The 16,226-nt window shown below is 38.0% G+C and carries 12 protein-coding genes and 2 pseudogenes; 13 read left to right on the forward strand and 1 reads right to left on the reverse strand.

The window, feature by feature from the left end:
• Window positions 1-9 precede the first annotated feature (9 nt).
• The 8 genes and pseudogenes from MKX69_RS03440 to MKX69_RS03475 all read left to right on the forward strand — a co-directional run bounded on the left by MKX69_RS03440 (window position 10) and on the right by MKX69_RS03475 (window position 8,732).
• Window positions 10-345: a hypothetical protein gene (locus MKX69_RS03440; protein WP_341008795.1), complete on the forward strand. Its 336-nt coding sequence runs from the start codon at window positions 10-12 to the stop codon at window positions 343-345.
• Window positions 329-2,677, forward strand: a pseudogene (locus tag MKX69_RS03445) (hypothetical protein); the annotation flags it as partial. The gene MKX69_RS03440 and the pseudogene MKX69_RS03445, both read left to right, overlap by 17 nt.
• Window positions 2,676-3,623: pseudogene (locus MKX69_RS03450) on the forward strand (helix-turn-helix domain-containing protein); the annotation flags it as partial. The pseudogenes MKX69_RS03445 and MKX69_RS03450, both read left to right, overlap by 2 nt.
• Window positions 3,620-4,984 carry an NAD(P)/FAD-dependent oxidoreductase gene (locus MKX69_RS03455; protein ID WP_341008797.1) on the forward strand — a complete coding sequence of 455 codons (1,365 nt, stop codon included), beginning with the start codon at window positions 3,620-3,622 and terminating at the stop codon, window positions 4,982-4,984. The pseudogene MKX69_RS03450 and the gene MKX69_RS03455, both read left to right, overlap by 4 nt.
• A gap of 170 nt (window positions 4,985-5,154) precedes the next feature.
• Complete coding sequence (locus MKX69_RS03460) at window positions 5,155-6,225, forward strand: ABC transporter permease (RefSeq protein ID WP_341008799.1); 1,071 nt, start codon at window positions 5,155-5,157, stop codon at window positions 6,223-6,225.
• 14 nt (window positions 6,226-6,239) lie between these two features.
• The gene (locus MKX69_RS03465; RefSeq protein WP_002318574.1) at window positions 6,240-6,908 is read left to right on the forward strand and encodes an ABC transporter ATP-binding protein; all 669 of its coding nucleotides are present in this window, start codon (window positions 6,240-6,242) and stop codon (window positions 6,906-6,908) included.
• A gap of 19 nt (window positions 6,909-6,927) precedes the next feature.
• Window positions 6,928-7,506: a TetR/AcrR family transcriptional regulator gene (locus MKX69_RS03470; RefSeq protein ID WP_002306167.1), complete on the forward strand. Its 579-nt coding sequence runs from the start codon at window positions 6,928-6,930 to the stop codon at window positions 7,504-7,506.
• Window positions 7,507-7,907: 401 nt separating this feature from the next.
• Window positions 7,908-8,732 (forward strand): N-acetylmuramoyl-L-alanine amidase family protein, encoded by an 825-nt coding sequence (locus MKX69_RS03475; RefSeq protein WP_341008801.1) that lies wholly within the window; start codon window positions 7,908-7,910, stop codon window positions 8,730-8,732.
• Window positions 8,733-9,109: 377 nt separating this feature from the next.
• Here the strand turns inward: MKX69_RS03475 and rnhC are convergent, their stop codons facing one another.
• The gene (gene rnhC / locus MKX69_RS03480; RefSeq protein ID WP_341008803.1) at window positions 9,110-10,027 is read right to left on the reverse strand and encodes a ribonuclease HIII; all 918 of its coding nucleotides are present in this window, start codon (window positions 10,025-10,027) and stop codon (window positions 9,110-9,112) included.
• A 201-nt stretch (window positions 10,028-10,228) separates the two neighbouring features.
• Between rnhC and zapA the strand changes: the two genes are divergently transcribed.
• The 5 genes from zapA to uvrC all read left to right on the forward strand — a co-directional run bounded on the left by zapA (window position 10,229) and on the right by uvrC (window position 16,108).
• Window positions 10,229-10,666 carry a cell division protein ZapA gene (gene zapA, locus MKX69_RS03485; RefSeq protein ID WP_002295087.1) on the forward strand — a complete coding sequence of 146 codons (438 nt, stop codon included), beginning with the start codon at window positions 10,229-10,231 and terminating at the stop codon, window positions 10,664-10,666.
• A gap of 57 nt (window positions 10,667-10,723) precedes the next feature.
• The gene (locus tag MKX69_RS03490; RefSeq protein WP_002295088.1) at window positions 10,724-11,272 is read left to right on the forward strand and encodes a CvpA family protein; all 549 of its coding nucleotides are present in this window, start codon (window positions 10,724-10,726) and stop codon (window positions 11,270-11,272) included.
• Between the two features lie 114 nt (window positions 11,273-11,386).
• Window positions 11,387-13,747, forward strand: a complete 2,361-nt coding sequence (locus MKX69_RS03495; protein WP_341008807.1) for an endonuclease MutS2 — start codon at window positions 11,387-11,389, stop codon at window positions 13,745-13,747.
• Between the two features lie 86 nt (window positions 13,748-13,833).
• Window positions 13,834-14,148 (forward strand): thioredoxin, encoded by a 315-nt coding sequence (gene trxA, locus MKX69_RS03500; RefSeq protein WP_341008809.1) that lies wholly within the window; start codon window positions 13,834-13,836, stop codon window positions 14,146-14,148.
• A 181-nt stretch (window positions 14,149-14,329) separates the two neighbouring features.
• Entirely contained in the window at window positions 14,330-16,108 is a 1,779-nt protein-coding gene (uvrC, locus tag MKX69_RS03505) for an excinuclease ABC subunit UvrC (protein WP_002317903.1), read from the forward strand.
• The last annotated feature ends 118 nt before the right edge of the window (window positions 16,109-16,226 follow it).

A 16,226-nucleotide genomic window follows, 5' to 3' on the forward strand; every position in this document is an offset into this window, starting at 1 on the left:
GTGATTTCGTTGAAAACATCGATCTTATTGGGAGGGATTATTGCAAGTTTGATGTTCTTCAGCTGGCAAGAGCCAGTCCAAGCAGATACCAAAAGTTCAGGTACGATTACATTTTATGATCTAAGTCCAGTTCCGCATCCAAGTGGTTCAGTCAATGGCGCATCAAAACAGCAGACACAGCTACCGATTTATAAAGAATCTAATCAACATGGCGTATTCCCGGAGACGAATGAACAAAAGATCCGTTTTCTTTATTTGATCATTGGTATAGAATTATGGCTTCTTGCGTGGTTGTTGTTATGGAGAAGAAAGGAAAAGGAGGATGAACATGTTGCTACAAAATAAATTTTCATTTTTTCGCTCCTTCTTTTTTACTTCGCTTTTTGTTTTAAGTATATTTATCTTTTCACCTTCGGCAGAAGCTGTTGGAGCAACGCCTCCTGCCATTTCTTATGATCCATACACGTATGAAAATATCGTACCTCCAAATGGTGGACGTAGTGCAGTCAATGGCGGGAAGCTTGTCCAACTAACTGGGGCTAACCAATTGCCTAAATTGACTGCTACTTATTTGAACGATGGTTCAAATGATCCTTGGAAAGGTGGCACGGTCCGTTTTCATTGGGAAAGCCATGTGAAACTAACAAATGTACTTGATTTGGTGAATATCACTGCACAAGGATTTGCATTTGTGGCGATCATCAATTTGCCGGAACATGTATCAAGCAGTGATGTATTAAAAGCAATTGACTGGAACAACGCCTACTTGTATATTGCCGGTGCCCCCATCAAGGTTACTAGCGGAAGTTTATTATCAGCAGGAAGCCATACCTTGCGTTTCGGGATGGGTTCGTGGGATACAAATACTCTGTTGGCAGATATCATCGCTATTATTACGCGAGGCGAGTTCAATGTTGACGATGTTCCGCTTCAATTTGATATTACAGCTAATGTCGCGAAGATGACAGAAAACGGAGATAAATATGATACGAGTCCAAACAAAATTTTGACCAAGGGTAAATTACAACCTTCTATGTCTAAAAAGGCCGTTTTTTCTGTTGATTTTTATGATTCGAATAATATTATCCAAGATCGTATGTTCAATTCGATTTTAGCTCCAGCTGCAGGTAGATTTTATCCTAAATTAACTGGCGGAAACTTGAATCCAGGAGCATATGCATTTTCTGCAAGTGCAGAGATAAATACGTGAAATAGTTACATCTCACCAAGTGATTCAACAGGAAAATATAATACATTTGCTGATACCACAGAATACGTGGATGGAAATAACCAGAACCTTCCAGGCTCTACCAATAGTCGGACATTGACGATGGGGCTGACTGAAGGACGTTTTGATCAGTTGCCATTTAGTCGCTTTGATCGCGTAGTCAACTATTTTACAGGAAAAAACGTTACACAAGGAGCAATACTGACTCATACTCCAGCAAGCACAAGTGGATTGAATCAGACAGCCAATATCGTGTACAGTGGGAAAGATGCGCAAGGCGGATTGCTTTCTCCTGTTGCTTTAAAGGTATTGGAGCAGTACAAGCTAGACGGAACGGTTTTACCAACAAACTTAACAGCCGATAGTCAGTGGGGAAAGCTCCTTTCTTCTGCATCGAACCAAGTCACGGCCAATTGGTCAGCAACTGAACTAAAAAAGGGTTCGATCCATTACAGGCTTTATTCGAAAGGAACCCAAAAATTAGCGACAGGATGGACAGATCAACTTTTCCAAACGATCCAATCAAATAACGGGGGTGTAAATACAGCTACTTCTACACTACCTGCATTGGCTTCAGGGCAATATTATTTTGATTATCGCTTGGTGGACGATGTACTTACTAACATGTATCCGTCTTTTGCGTACAAATGGCAGTCTGAACAAGCTGGAATCACCACTCTTCCTCAAATAACAGTGGCTAATTTTCCATCTGTGAGTGCAGATAGTCAGCTAAAAAACCTTAGCAGACAACCTAAGACAGGAGATCCCCTGTCTGCTCTATCAGGAGATACGATTCAAGAAAATGTGACATTCACGTTAACAAAATCTGGGGATGCGATAACCGACAAAAAAATCACGATCTCACTTCCTGAAAATACTACTTATATCAATGGTTCCTTAAAATTAAATGGTACAACTATCGCAGATACCGGCATTCAACAAGGAGTTTCTGTCCCAGCAGATCTATTGAGCAAAATAGGAGATACCATTCATCTTACTTACAACTATCAATTAAATACTGTAGATACTTCTGTACAATCCGTCAGCATACTGACAAAGGCAGCTGTACTTTCCAGCAATATTACATTAGCAGATGGTGCTAAGCTTCCTAACCCAGTTGTCCAAACATCTGCTAAAACAATTCTTGTCCCCAAACAAGAATTAACATTAGTTAATGTACCAGATGATTTTACATTTGGTAACGATCTCCCCAAACCGTTGAAGACAAGTTATTATGAAGCAAAAGGCGATTTTTCTTTTGATGTGCGGGATACTCGGCTTCCAAGCACGTCTCCTTGGCAACTGACAGGTACATTGACTTCTTTATTTAAGAATGATCAAGGTCAAGAATTAAGCGGAACAAAATTATACTTCAATCATTCTGGATCAAAGCAATTGATTCAGCAAGGTCAAAACACGTTGATTTATGAGAGTGATGGAACAGCTAAAAGAGTTTAGTTTTGCTATTACAGAAGAAGGACGATTGAAATTTGAAATATGGCTTTCCATTATGAAGAAGCGAATGCGCTGTACGAAAAAATCCAAACCAGATTATAGCAATCTTCCTGTTGGATTGTTTCAAACGACACAATTTTTATTGGACCTCCATACATTTTTGACCCGTTACTTCTTTCAATATGCCTTTCCTTGGAATCAAAATGAAACGTTGGTTTTTTATCTTTTCATGATCAGTAACTTTACATTAGATACACATAACTCGCATGTCCAGGAGTTTTTGATAAGCGAAAAATACAAAGACGACGTAGTAGCTCAATTGAATCGAACGTTTAAACAATCGATAGAAGAATATTTCTCTTTTTATGTTTTTTCAGAAGAGATTTCGCAAAAGATTGCGTTGACAGTGATGCAAAACCACGCTCATTTTGCCTATTTTAGAGGATGGATGAATATTTTTGACCAAGAAGGATTAAAACAGCGGTTAACTGAAGTAGAAGATAAACAATTCCTGGTTTTATGTGAAAGATTGGTCAGACAAACTTTTGCTATTGTTGATTTTACTGAAGTAGACGAGGAGAATGCCCGCTTTGAATTATTTGCTCGCTATGCATCTATTTTACGGACGCTGATCAAGCAGTTAGAATTACGTCTGCAAATTGCTTATGATCTTCCTTATGAAAGGCTAATGGCGGATATCGTGAAAGAAATCATCCAGGAACAATTGCTGAATACGATCAAATATGATTTAGTCGAATACGAGAAAGAAAAGCAGTATGATATCATTTTGACTAGCCAATTGAAAGAGTACCCGTCACAGAAGTCCGCTAAAGTTTTTGTATTCACTAGCAACGAATATAATTATGATTTCCCCTATTTGAACCAATTTTTAAAAGAATGTTATTTAGAAAAATTGAATTTAAGGATGAATAAAACATGAAAATCGTAATCATTGGTGCTTCCCATGCAGGCATCACAGCTGCCCTAAATCTAAGAAAACTTCAACCGAAAGCAGAAGTTTTACTGATCGATGAAGATCATAAAGATGGACTAGGCTATGTTTCAAATGGAATCAACCTTTATTTAAAAGGAAAGATACGTAGTTTAGCTGAAGTTGCCCATAACATGCGGACTCTTCAAGAAAGTGGGGCAAAACTGATCACCGAATGGAGAGTAACTGAACTTGATCCAGACAAACATCAGCTCATCCTCGCATCCAAAGAAGGAAAAAACGAGACCATAACCTATGATAAATTAATCGTAGCGACAGATTCCTCTCCTGTCACCTTGTATAAACAAATTGAAGCTGAAAATGTCTACACCTATAAAAATCTAGTGCAATCTAAGCAAGTACTTGCCGCTTTAAAAGAAGCAAAAGAAGTAGTGATCTTCGGTGCTGGTTACATTGGATTGGAATTAGCAGATACTTTGAGAAATAAAGGATACATTATTCATCTAGTTGATTATATGCCGAATGTTTTATCAAGATATTTTGATAAGGATATGATCAACAGTTTTCAAAATCAGCTGCAAACTAAGCAAATAAATTTTTATCCAAATGAATTCTTGATCGATTGGAAAAAATCAGAAGAGAAAGTAGTATCCGTACAACTTCTGTCTCAAACAATAAAGGCAGATATGGTCATTTTTTCTGCCCAAACTCGTCCTAATACGACATTGTTAAAAGAAAAAGTGGCTTTGTATGAGGATGAGACTGTGATAGTCAATGAATATCTGCAGACAAGTGATCCGGACATCTATGCGATTGGAGATATCGTCCCAGTCAGTTTTGACAAAAATAAACGGCATCTCTTTTTACCTTTAGTTACTCGAGCTGTACATATGGCAAGAGCAGTAGCGCTAACTTTGAGTGGTCAGCCAACCGCTTACGACCTCAGACAAAAGATAACAGCAGCAGTCATTATAGACTACTTTTTAGGAACTGTAGGGCTGACAGAAGATGAAGCGCCATTCTTGGAACAAAATACCGGTTCGTGTTCAGGAGAATTTGATCTATTTCCACAATACGATGAAGAAAATAAAACAGTAAATGCAAAGCTGATCTACCATCCGGATACATTAGAAATAATTGGCGGACAGCTGATAAGCCAAGAATTCTTATTATCAGATTTGAACCTGCTTGCGGATATCGTGAAACACAAAACTACGATTCCACAGCTAGCAGTTGAGGATTTTGGATTTCTGTCTAAATATACCCCTCGTTTTCACTACCTCAATGAGTTAGCTTTTAAAGTACTAGCTAAAAGAGCAAATAGCAATAGAGTAGATAAAAGACTGTGAGAAATATCACGGTCTTTTATTGTGTGGGGATATAATAAATATTAATCAATCGAGAATAAAAAATTCATATAATGAAATAGCGGAAGAATTTTTTGAGCATAATATTCGCCAAAAATTTATCAAGTGATAAAATTGTTGTATAAAATGATTATTTCAGGAGGAGGAGTTAAATGTTTTTAGCATTAAATGAAATTATGCATTCAAAGTTACGTTATGCGTTAGTTGCAGGGGTGATGTTTTTGATTGCCTACCTGGTATTTTTTTTGACTGGGTTAGCTTATGGCTTAGCTCAAGATAATCGAACAGCAGTCGACAAGTGGGAGGCAGATTCGATTGTGCTTTCGAAAGATGCAAATTCAAATCTAGGGATGTCCATGATTACTAAGAAGATAGCAGAAGAAGTCGAAGGTGGGAAAGTGGCGTATCTTGCCCAGACACCTGGAGTCGTGACTAGTAAAGACAGTACAGAAGAAGGAAAAATCAATGTTAGCTTCTTCGGTATCGATAAAAATCAATTCATCATGCCCAATCTTGTTGAAGGAAAAGCTTTTGATAACGATGATGAGGCAGTAGGCGATATTAGTTTGAAAGAAGAATATGGTCTAGCCGTAGGAGATACAGTTAAGTTATCTGGTAGTGACAAGACGTTTAAACTAACTAGCTTTACGGATCATGCCAAATTCAATGTCTCACCAGTTCTCTATACAACCATCAATGCTTACCAAGAGATCCGCTTCGAAAAAGAAGATACAAGTGAAAATGCACGGATTAACGCAATAGTTGTCAGAGGTAAAATCAGTAATTTACCTGAAGATTTAGAACAGATCAAAATTTCTAAATTCATCAATGAATTACCTGGATATAATGCGCAAGTATTGACTTTTGGATTTATGATCGGATTTTTGATCGTTATTGCGGCTATTGTGATCGGGATTTTCATTTATGTACTGACGATGCAAAAGATTAATATCTTTGGTGTAATGAAAGCACAAGGGATCACAGGAGGATTTATTGCGCGTTCTGTAGTGGCACAAACATTTATTTTATCATTTGTTGGTATTCTTCTTGGTCTATTAGGAACAGTGGGAACATCCCTTGTTCTACCTGATGCGGTTCCATTCCAAAGCAATTGGCTGTTTTTTGGCGTCATTAGCTTGTTGATGCTGGTAGTAGCTGTGTTAGGCGCACTATTTTCTGTTCGGACAATCGTAAAAATCGATCCGTTGAAGGCAATTGGATAAGAAGGAGGAAGAGCATGAAAGCAATAGAATTTAAAGAAGTAGAAAAAAGTTTCCAAGATGGCGACCAAGTAGTTAAAGCATTGAAAGAAACAACCATGAGTATCGATAAAGGGAAATTTGTTGCAATCATCGGTCCTTCTGGTTCAGGTAAAAGTACTTTTTTGACTTTGGCAGGCGGATTGCAGACGCCTAGCAGTGGCTCTGTATTTATCAATGGTCAAGAATTCAGTAATCAAAAAGAAAGTGAACGCGTTAAACTACGTTTTAAAGAAATTGGCTTTATTTTGCAAGCTTCCAATCTGGTTCCTTTTCTGACAGTAAAAAAGCAGTTATTATTAGTAGATAAGATCAAACATGAACATCGTCAAAAAGAAGCAAACGAATTATTTGAGCAGCTTGGCGTGGATAAGTTGATCAACAAGTATCCAGAAGAACTATCTGGTGGAGAACGGCAAAGGGTCGCAATCGCTCGTGCATTGTACAATGATCCGTCCATTATTCTAGCAGATGAACCAACTGCTAGTTTGGATTCAGAAAAGGCACGAGAAGTAGTCGATATCTTGGCAAAAGAATCAAAAGACAAAAATAAAGCAACGATCATGGTTACTCACGATACACGGCTGATTGACAAATGCGATAGAATATTTATGATGGAAGATGGTGTATTGAAAGAAAAAGAATAACCAAAAAGCAGGTGGAAAAATGATCCATCGATACAACAAAGATACACAGCAAAAAATTTTGAAAGAAGCGACTGACTTGTTTATGTCCAAGGGATATCTCGGCACTTCAACAAGAGAGATCGCACAAAAAGTTGGGATCACCCAGCCCAATCTCTATCATTATTTCGGTGATAAAGAAAAACTATATACGGCAGTTTTAGAAAACCACTTAAAAGATGTTGGAAAAGCTTTGAGAGAAATCGTTCAAACAAGCGAAACGGGATTTCAAGTAACCTTGACAAAAATGGCGCAGTTTTTGATTGAGACACATCTGGTCGATTTGTTTCTGATGCTTCACGATCTTGAAAGCAATCTTTCAAAGGAAACAAGAGATCATCTTTTCTTTCTATGGAAGAAAAATTATCGTGAACCTTTTGAAGAAATCTTTTCAGCAAACCAATCTGTGCTAAGAAATGGGATTTCAAAAGAAATCGCAGCAAGGCATTTTTTCTTAGTGTTAGCACCTTACATCACTCGGTCGAAAAGACCTGTGGAAGAACCGCTAAATGTGGCGCAATTGATCGATTTATATTTGAATGGTGTATTAGGAGAAGCGTAAAGCTGTTATATAGGGAGAAAAATAGTTAGGTGAAGAAGCAAGATATGACGAAGATCGTTATATCTTGTTTTTTTTATATAGGTAGTTTTTCATAAATACAAATTTGTTATTCTCTCATGATTATCAGGGTATATTTTTATTTATTACGTCGGTGTTCCAGGAAGTGTTTTAATTTAATAACGAAGAAATTAATTGTTTGTAGAATGAAGGAAACTATTTATTGGGTAGATGAATCACCACGAATAGTCAAAGGAGATTTCAGGATATGCCAAAAATGAAAAAAATCATTTTAGCAGTAATATTATTTTCTACGGTTATATCTTTTACAGCCCCTTTTTTGCGTACTTAAGCTGATTTTAAGTTTTGACCCTTAGTCTGGATCTACGAGGTGAGAGTCAAGAATGAAAAAAATAATTGGAGCTTTTGTATTTGCAATCATTATCATTATTATCTGTTTTCAAATAGATGTTTTTGGTCAAAAAAAGATAGTTGGACAAACGGTCAGCAGTACGAACAGTACGGTTACAAAGACAAAGGAATCATTTGATGACACAGAACAAGAGACATTAATCAAAATCGGAAAAAATGACCGTACACTATATACAGATGACTCGCTAACTACCCCACTTGCAACTATAAACGGCGGAGAGCTGGCGGAGTTTCTTTCTGAAACAAAAAATGCTTATCAGATCAAGACAAATGATGGCTATACTGGATATTTAGCCCTCGAAGATGGAACCAAAGTCACAAAGAATATACAAACAAAACCGGAAGAGCTATCTGATGCAGTGATTGTATTAGATCCTGGGCATGGCGGAAATGATACTGGGGCATTAAGCAATGATGAACAAACAGAAGAAAAAGATATAACATTAAGTACAGCCATAAAAGTAAAAAAGGCGCTAGAGGATGCTGGAGCAACGGTTTATTTGACCCATATTACAGATGAATTAGTACAGCTTGGAGATATATGCGACTACAGTGAAGAAAAAAAGGCAGATGTCTTTATCAGTTTACACGCAGACTCCTTCACTGATCTGCCTCTGGATTCAAGAGGAATCTCCACTGGGAACTATCAAGTTCTTCGAGAAAATCTTCAACCTTCTATTTTAATCGAGATGGGTTATATGAATAATGATAGTGATTTAAAGGAATTAGTAACAGACAGTTATCAGCAGCAGATTGCTGCAAGTTTGACACAAGCATTGACCACTTATTTTCAGTAATAAATAAGCCCAGCCAAACAAAAATAGCTCTTCATATTTTTCGTTTGGCCGGGCTTATTATCGCAGATGCAAGCTTTTGAACACCGTTTAAGGAAGAGGTTGTGAGCCTGCCGTTTAACTCCGCGTCACAAGGAGCAATTTCAAAAAACAGCTTCTCATGTTTGATGACTATTGTGACTTGTGACCGAGGAGTTGGCATGAGAACACCGTTTAAGAAAAAGGTTGTGAAATCAACGTTTTGTTCTGAGTATTAGAGAAACAAACGGAAAAATAGTTCCTCATATTTTGCCGTTTTTTGAGCTAATACCGAGGATCAGATGATTGAACACCGTTTATTCGGAACAAGGGACTGTGACATGACTTTTGTCACAGTTCCATTATTTTTTTAGTAGCTTCAAAGCTTTTTCTGTATTGGCAAAATGAAGTTTGGCATATTTTTCAAGCATAGGCATGCCGCCTTTCTCCAATAGTTTTGCCGCTACTTGGTCAGATTTCGTTCCAGCTCCTGACGGAAGGGTGATTCCAGCTTCAGCTGATGCTTTGTCTAACTCTTCCAAAAAGCTGGCACGACTGATGATAGAAGCAGCAGCAACAGCTAAATGATATTGTTCTCCTTTAGTAACGAAGTACAGTTTTTCTTGTAATTGATTTTTTTCTAAACGCGCATATTTTTTAAAATTTGCTTCTGGCGTAAACTGATCGATCAAAATCGCTTCTGGTTTTTCTGGTGCGATTTTTTTTAACAATAGATGGATCGCTTGATTGTGCAAAGCGACTTTCATCCGAACGGCATTGTATTTTGGCTGGATCTCATTGTATTTTTCTGGAGATAAGACAAGCAGTTTATAGGGGATGGTTTTTTTTAAGATGTCAGCAAGCTGGATGATTTGGCTATCTTTTAACTCTTTTGAATCTCTAACACCAAGTTTACGTAATTCTGCAAGCTGATCACGTTTCACATAAGCAGCACATACTGTTAGCGGACCGAAATAGCTGCCATTTCCGACCTCATCACTACCTAAAACGGATAATTGACTGATATTTTTTGGCAAAGAAGAGGCTGTTTTTGCTGGCTTGGCTTGTTTATCCTGTGCCCCCCCCCATTTATCAGCTTCTATTGCTGCATTCGCACCTTGAAACATCACTTTTCCGGATGTATAAGCGGTAATGGTCGTCCCGTCTTTTTTTGCAGCAAAGCTAGTATAAGGAATCTGTTTATTTAACAAATAAGAGCGATAGTATGCTTTCATTTGACTAAGTTGGTCGTTTGTTGCTTTGATAATGACGTTGCTCATAAAATTCTCCTCGTTTTTATACATAAAACTATACCGCAACTCACGACTTTTCGTTTTCTAAGAGATTGCGAGACATAGCATTTTTTTAAAGTTTATCATATAATAGTTAAGTATGTGAAAAATATTTGTGGAGAACGGTGAAAGAACCAACTTCATGGTACACTAAATAAAACTTTCATCAAATAGGAGGAAATGATTCGTATGGCGCACGAAAAAACACGCTACAAAGCAGTGATTGCCAACCAAACATATACTATTATCGGACGGGAAACCAAGCATCATATGGATATCGTAACGAAGCTGATCAATGAACAGTTAGCAGAATTGAAACAATTATCACCACAAATGGATAATGAACAAGCAGCAATCTTGATGGCTGTCAATGCGCTTTCGGATCAATTGAAGAAACAAGAAAGAATCTTGGAGCTGGAAGAAGAAACAGCAGAATTAAAGAAAAAAATGATCAAATTTACAGAGCTTGAAAATCGTGTGAAACGCATTGAAGCAATCGAGAACGAAGCTCGGGAAGTATTGAAAGAAAATGGTCAAGCAGATCATACCATTAAAAATCATGTGGAAGCACAACAGATTTTAAACGAGAAACGAAAAGGACAAATTAAACAAAAATCTTCTAATTAAGATCCTTTTATCAAAATAAGAAAAATTTAAAAAAGTTAGAAGAGAAAGGAACGTAGCATGCTGAGTTTGCTGATTTTATTTTTATTGCTAATTGCGTTTTTTTCTGGAGCACGTCGCGGGTTTGCTTTGCAAATCATATTCGCGATTGGATATGTATTGTCATTTATTGCTGCCCAGCATTTTTACAAACCATTAGCAAGTCATTTGGAATTATACATTCCATACCCAGCTGTCACCCCAACATCAAAGTTAGCATTTTTTGATCAGGTATTTGCCTTTCATCTAGATGAAGCTTTTTATGCAGGAACTGCTTTTCTGATTATTTTGCTAATTGGCTGGCTGCTTACCCGATTTGTGGGGGTTTTTGTCCATGGATTGACGTATGTGCCGATCTTGAGACAGGTAGACTGGATTGCAGGAGGCATCCTGTCACTAATCATGGCTTACGTTACTATATTTTTGATTTTGCAGTTACTTGCCTTTGTTCCATTAGATGTGGTCCAAAATCAATTCGGCGAGCATAGTTTCGCTCGTTTTATCGTTGAGAGAACGCCATTTCTTACCAACAAGATGTATGAGCTTTGGGTAACGAATATTTTGAATTAAGGAAAATAGTGCTGGAAAATATTTCGTTTTTTGTACAGAGTAGTTTATTTAAGAAGGCTGCGTAGCGTATGTCCGGCACAGCTCTTTTTTCATAGTGAAAGATAAGGTGATAAAATGAATAACCGAATCCTTGAAACATTGGAATTTGAAAAAGTCAAACAGATGGTCAGACAATTTGTAGTGACTGCACAAGGAAAAGAAGAACTGGCAGAATTGGTACCAGTGAGTGAGAAACAAACGATCACAAACTGGCTTCAAGAAACTGAGGATGGATTGAAAGTGCAACGTCTGCGAGGCGGGATCCCTATACCTAAACTTGAAAATATCCGTCCCCATATGAAACGGATTGAGATCGGAGCAGACTTGAATGGAGTGGAGCTTGCACAAGTTTCCAGAGTATTGTCTACGACAAGCGAATTGAATCGTTTCATTAATGATCTTTCTGACAGTGAAATCGAATTTGCACGTTTGTATATGTGGGCAGATCAGTTAGTCACGATCCCTGTTTTGAGCCGCCGTTTAAAGGAAGCAATCGATGAAGACGGACGCGTGACTGATGACGCTTCTCCTGAGTTAAAGAGCATAAGACAGAACATTCGGCGAAGTGAACAAGCTGTTCGTGAACAGTTAGATGGGATCGTCCGTGGGAAAAATGCAAAGTATTTAAGTGATGCGATCATCACCATGCGAAATGACCGCTACGTTATCCCAGTCAAACAAGAATACCGCGGTGTATTTGGCGGTGTAGTCCACGATCAAAGTGCTTCAGGACAGACTTTATTTATTGAACCAAAACAAGTGGTGGATTTGAATAATCGTTTGCGTCAATACCAAATCGCTGAACGAAATGAGATTCAACGTATTTTAAGTGAACTTTCTGCTGAACTTGTTCCCCATCGTCAAGAAATCATCCACAATGCTTATGTGATTGGTAAAATGGATCTGATGAATGCAAAAGCACGATTTGGTAAAGAAGTAAAAGCCATCGTGCCGGGAATCAGTGAAGACAATCATGTCGTATTGAAACAAGCAAGACATCCACTGATCGATCAGGAAAAAGTAGTTTCTAATGACATCACAATCGGAAAAGACTATCAAGCCATCGTCATTACAGGACCTAACACAGGTGGGAAAACGATCACGTTGAAGACTTTAGGTCTGTTACAACTGATGGGGCAAGCAGGATTACCGATTCCTGCAGGTGAAGAAAGTCAAATCGGTATTTTTGAGGAAGTATTTGCGGATATAGGAGACGAACAGTCGATTGAGCAAAGTCTATCGACCTTTTCTTCTCATATGACGAACACTGTAGATATTTTATCAAAAGTCAATGAAAAAAGTCTGGTATTATTTGACGAGCTCGGTGCAGGAACAGATCCGCAAGAAGGTGCTGCTCTAGCAATCGCAATCTTAGATGATCTTGGTAAAAAGTCTGCTTATGTGATGGCAACAACGCATTATCCTGAATTGAAAGTTTATGGATACAATCGGGCAAATACGATTAATGCCAGCATGGAGTTCGATGTGGATACACTAAGTCCAACGTATCGTTTGCTGATTGGCTTTCCTGGACGAAGCAATGCGTTTGAAATCTCTAGCCGATTAGGTCTTGATACAGAAGTTATTGATGAAGCGAAGCAGTTGATGAATGATGAGAGCCAAGATTTAAACGAAATGATCACAGATTTAGAGAATCGCCGGAAAATGGCAGAGACCGAATATCTGGAAATGCGTCATTTTGTTTCTGAGGCACAAGAACTTCACGATGATTTGAAAGAAGCTTACAGCTATTTCTTTGAAGAACGTGAAAAAGAAATGGAAAAAGCAAAGAAAAAAGCAAACGAAGTCGTGTCAGAGGCGGAAGAAAAAGCAGAAAAAATCATTGCTGATATTCGTAAAATGCAACAGCAGATTGGGCAAGGAAATGTGAAAGAGCATCAGTTGATCGATGCAAAGACCCAATTAGCAAATCTACATCAAGAAGAAACTTTGAAGAAAAATAAAGTATTGAAGAAGGCGAAAGAACAAAAAACGTTGAAACCGGGAGACGAAGTGTTGGTTACGACTTACGGCCAAAGAGGGACGCTTTTACGTAAAAACGGGAATCAGTGGCAAGTAGAAATCGGTATATTAAAAATGAATGTATCCGAAGACGAGCTGACGCCTGTTGCTCCTCAAAAAGAGCCAACACAACGAGTTATCCATGCTGTACGATCTGAATCTAGTAGTCACGTGCCGAATCAATTGGACCTTCGAGGAAAACGATACGAAGAAGCGCTAAGTGAGGTAGATCAATATTTGGATTCTGCCATTCTAGCTGGTTATCCTCAAGTGACTATTGTCCACGGAAAAGGAACAGGCGCACTTCGCAAGGGAATTACTGATTATCTTAAAAACCATCGGAGCGTCAAAAGCTTTGAGTTTGCACCGGCAAACCAAGGCGGAAATGGTGCGACAATTGTTAAATTTAAGTAAATCTTACTAAAGGTAAGCAGATGGTTCGCTATCCAAGTATAGAAATGCTATACTAGTCATAGATTTTAAAAATGGAGGTCTTTGATATGTCACAAGTAATTACAGATAAGACATTTAATGAAGAAACAGATAAAGGACTTGTATTGATTGATTTTTGGGCAACTTGGTGTGGTCCATGTCGTATGCAAGCACCGATTTTGGATCAGTTGGAACAAGAATATGATGAAGAAGAATTCAGAATTGCTAAAATGGATGTGGATGAAAATCCAGAAACTCCTCAACAATTCGGTATCATGAGCATTCCAACATTAATGTTGAAAAAAGATGGTCAAGTAGTAGAAAAAGTTGTTGGTGTTCATTCAAAAGAACAACTACGTCAAATGATCGATCAATATTTATAAAAACTTACAGCAAAAATAAGCTGAGGGTGGGACTGAATCCAGTTCCGTCCTCGGTTTTTTTGCGGTTGAGTTAAGGTTATTCAAATTAATATTTTTTGAGTATAATTACGTTGTCAGGCTGGATTGTTTTTTTGACAGACATGCTATAATAACTTTAATTGAATATGAAGGGGAGTACCAGATGAACGAACGAATCAAAAACAAATTAGCTTTACTTCCTGATCAGCCCGGCTGTTACTTGATGAAAGATAAAAATGGAACGATCATTTATGTCGGCAAAGCCAAAATATTAAAAAATCGTGTCCGCTCATATTTTACTGGCAGCCATAATACGAAAACGGAACGGCTTGTTAGTGAAATCGAAGACTTTGAATACATCGTTACAGAATCGAATATCGAAGCATTGCTCTTAGAGATCAATCTGATAAAGAAAAATGATCCTAAATACAACATTATGTTAAAGGATGATAAAACCTATCCTTTCCTTAAGATAACGAATGAAAAATATCCCCGTTTGGTGATTACTCGTAAGGTACTAAAAGACAAAGCACTGTATTTTGGACCATATCCCGATGTCGGTGCGGCGAATGAGACAAAGAAGATCCTCGATCGATTATTTCCTCTGAGAAAATGCAAACCTAGTCAGACGAAGGAGCCTTGTCTTTACTATCATTTGGGACAATGTCTGTGTCCTTATTATTTCGACGTAGATCCGAAAGTCTATGCGAAAATCGTTGATGAAGTGAAAAACTTTTTAAACGGAGGACACGAAAAAATCGAGTCAGAGATCCATCAGAAAATGGAAAAAGCTGCTGAAAACATGGAGTTTGAAAAAGCTGCAGAATACCGAGACCAGATCCGTGCCATTGAGACAATCATGACTCGCCAAAAAATGACAAATACTGATTTACTGGATCGAGATGTATTTGGTTATGCGATTGACAAAGGATGGATGTGTGTCCAAGTGTTTTTCGTAAGACAAGGAAAGCTAATTGAACGAGATGTTTCAATGTTTCCTTTCTATAACGAAGCAGAAGAAGATTTCTTGACTTACCTCGGTCAGTTTTATCAGGAAAATGAGCATTTCATTCCTAAAGAAGTCTTGATTCCTGATACGATCGACAAGCCTAGTGTAGAAGCTTTGTTAGCTACGAAAGTGCTGCAACCAAAACGAGGAGAAAAGAAAAAATTAGTTGAATTGGCGAATAAGAATGCCTCAGTTGCTTTGAATGAACGGTTTGATCTGATTGCCAGAAAACAGGAACGGACGATCGGAGCAGTTGAACGTTTAGGAAACGCGATGAATATCCCGACCCCAATACGTATCGAGTCTTTTGATAACTCTAATATCATGGGGACGAATCCTGTGGCTGCGATGGTCGTATTCATTGATGGAAAACCGGCAAGAAAAGAATATCGGAAATATAAAATAAAAACAGTCAACGGACCGGATGATTATGCATCAATGAGAGAAGTCATCTATCGCAGATATTCACGAGTGATTCGCGAAGGGTTGCCTTTACCTGATTTGATCTTGATCGATGGAGGAAAAGGACAAGTAGATGTGGCAAAAGATGTCTTAGAAAATCAATTAGGAATCGATATTCCTATTGCTGGCATGGCAAAAAACGATAAACATAAAACAAATGAGTTGCTATTCGGTACAGATTTGGCTGTAGTACCGCTTGAGCGAAATTCACCAGAGTTTTTCTTACTCCAGCGAATCCAAGATGAAGTCCATCGATTCGCAATCACTTTCCATCGGCAGCTACGCAGTAAAAACAGTTTTGCTTCCCGATTAGATGAAATTGAAGGGTTAGGACCAAAACGAAAAAAAATGCTGCTTAAAGAGTTCAAATCGTTGAAAAATATCACAGCAGCCACGACAGAAGAATTACAAGAAATCGGACTGCCGAAAAATGTCGCACAAAACGTATTTGATAAATTACATCAGGAATGAGGAAAGGGCACTTTACAAAGAAAGTAAAGTGTCCTATCATTTTATGTACAACAAAAAGAGCGTTTACGTTTTGTTGGTGAATAATAAATCGCTTACGTCTGGTGTCTAAGGATATATG

Source organism: Enterococcus sp. FSL R5-0957 (assembly GCF_038008005.1).
In the GTDB taxonomy this organism is placed as follows: Bacteria; Bacillota; Bacilli; order Lactobacillales; family Enterococcaceae; genus Enterococcus_B; species Enterococcus_B faecium.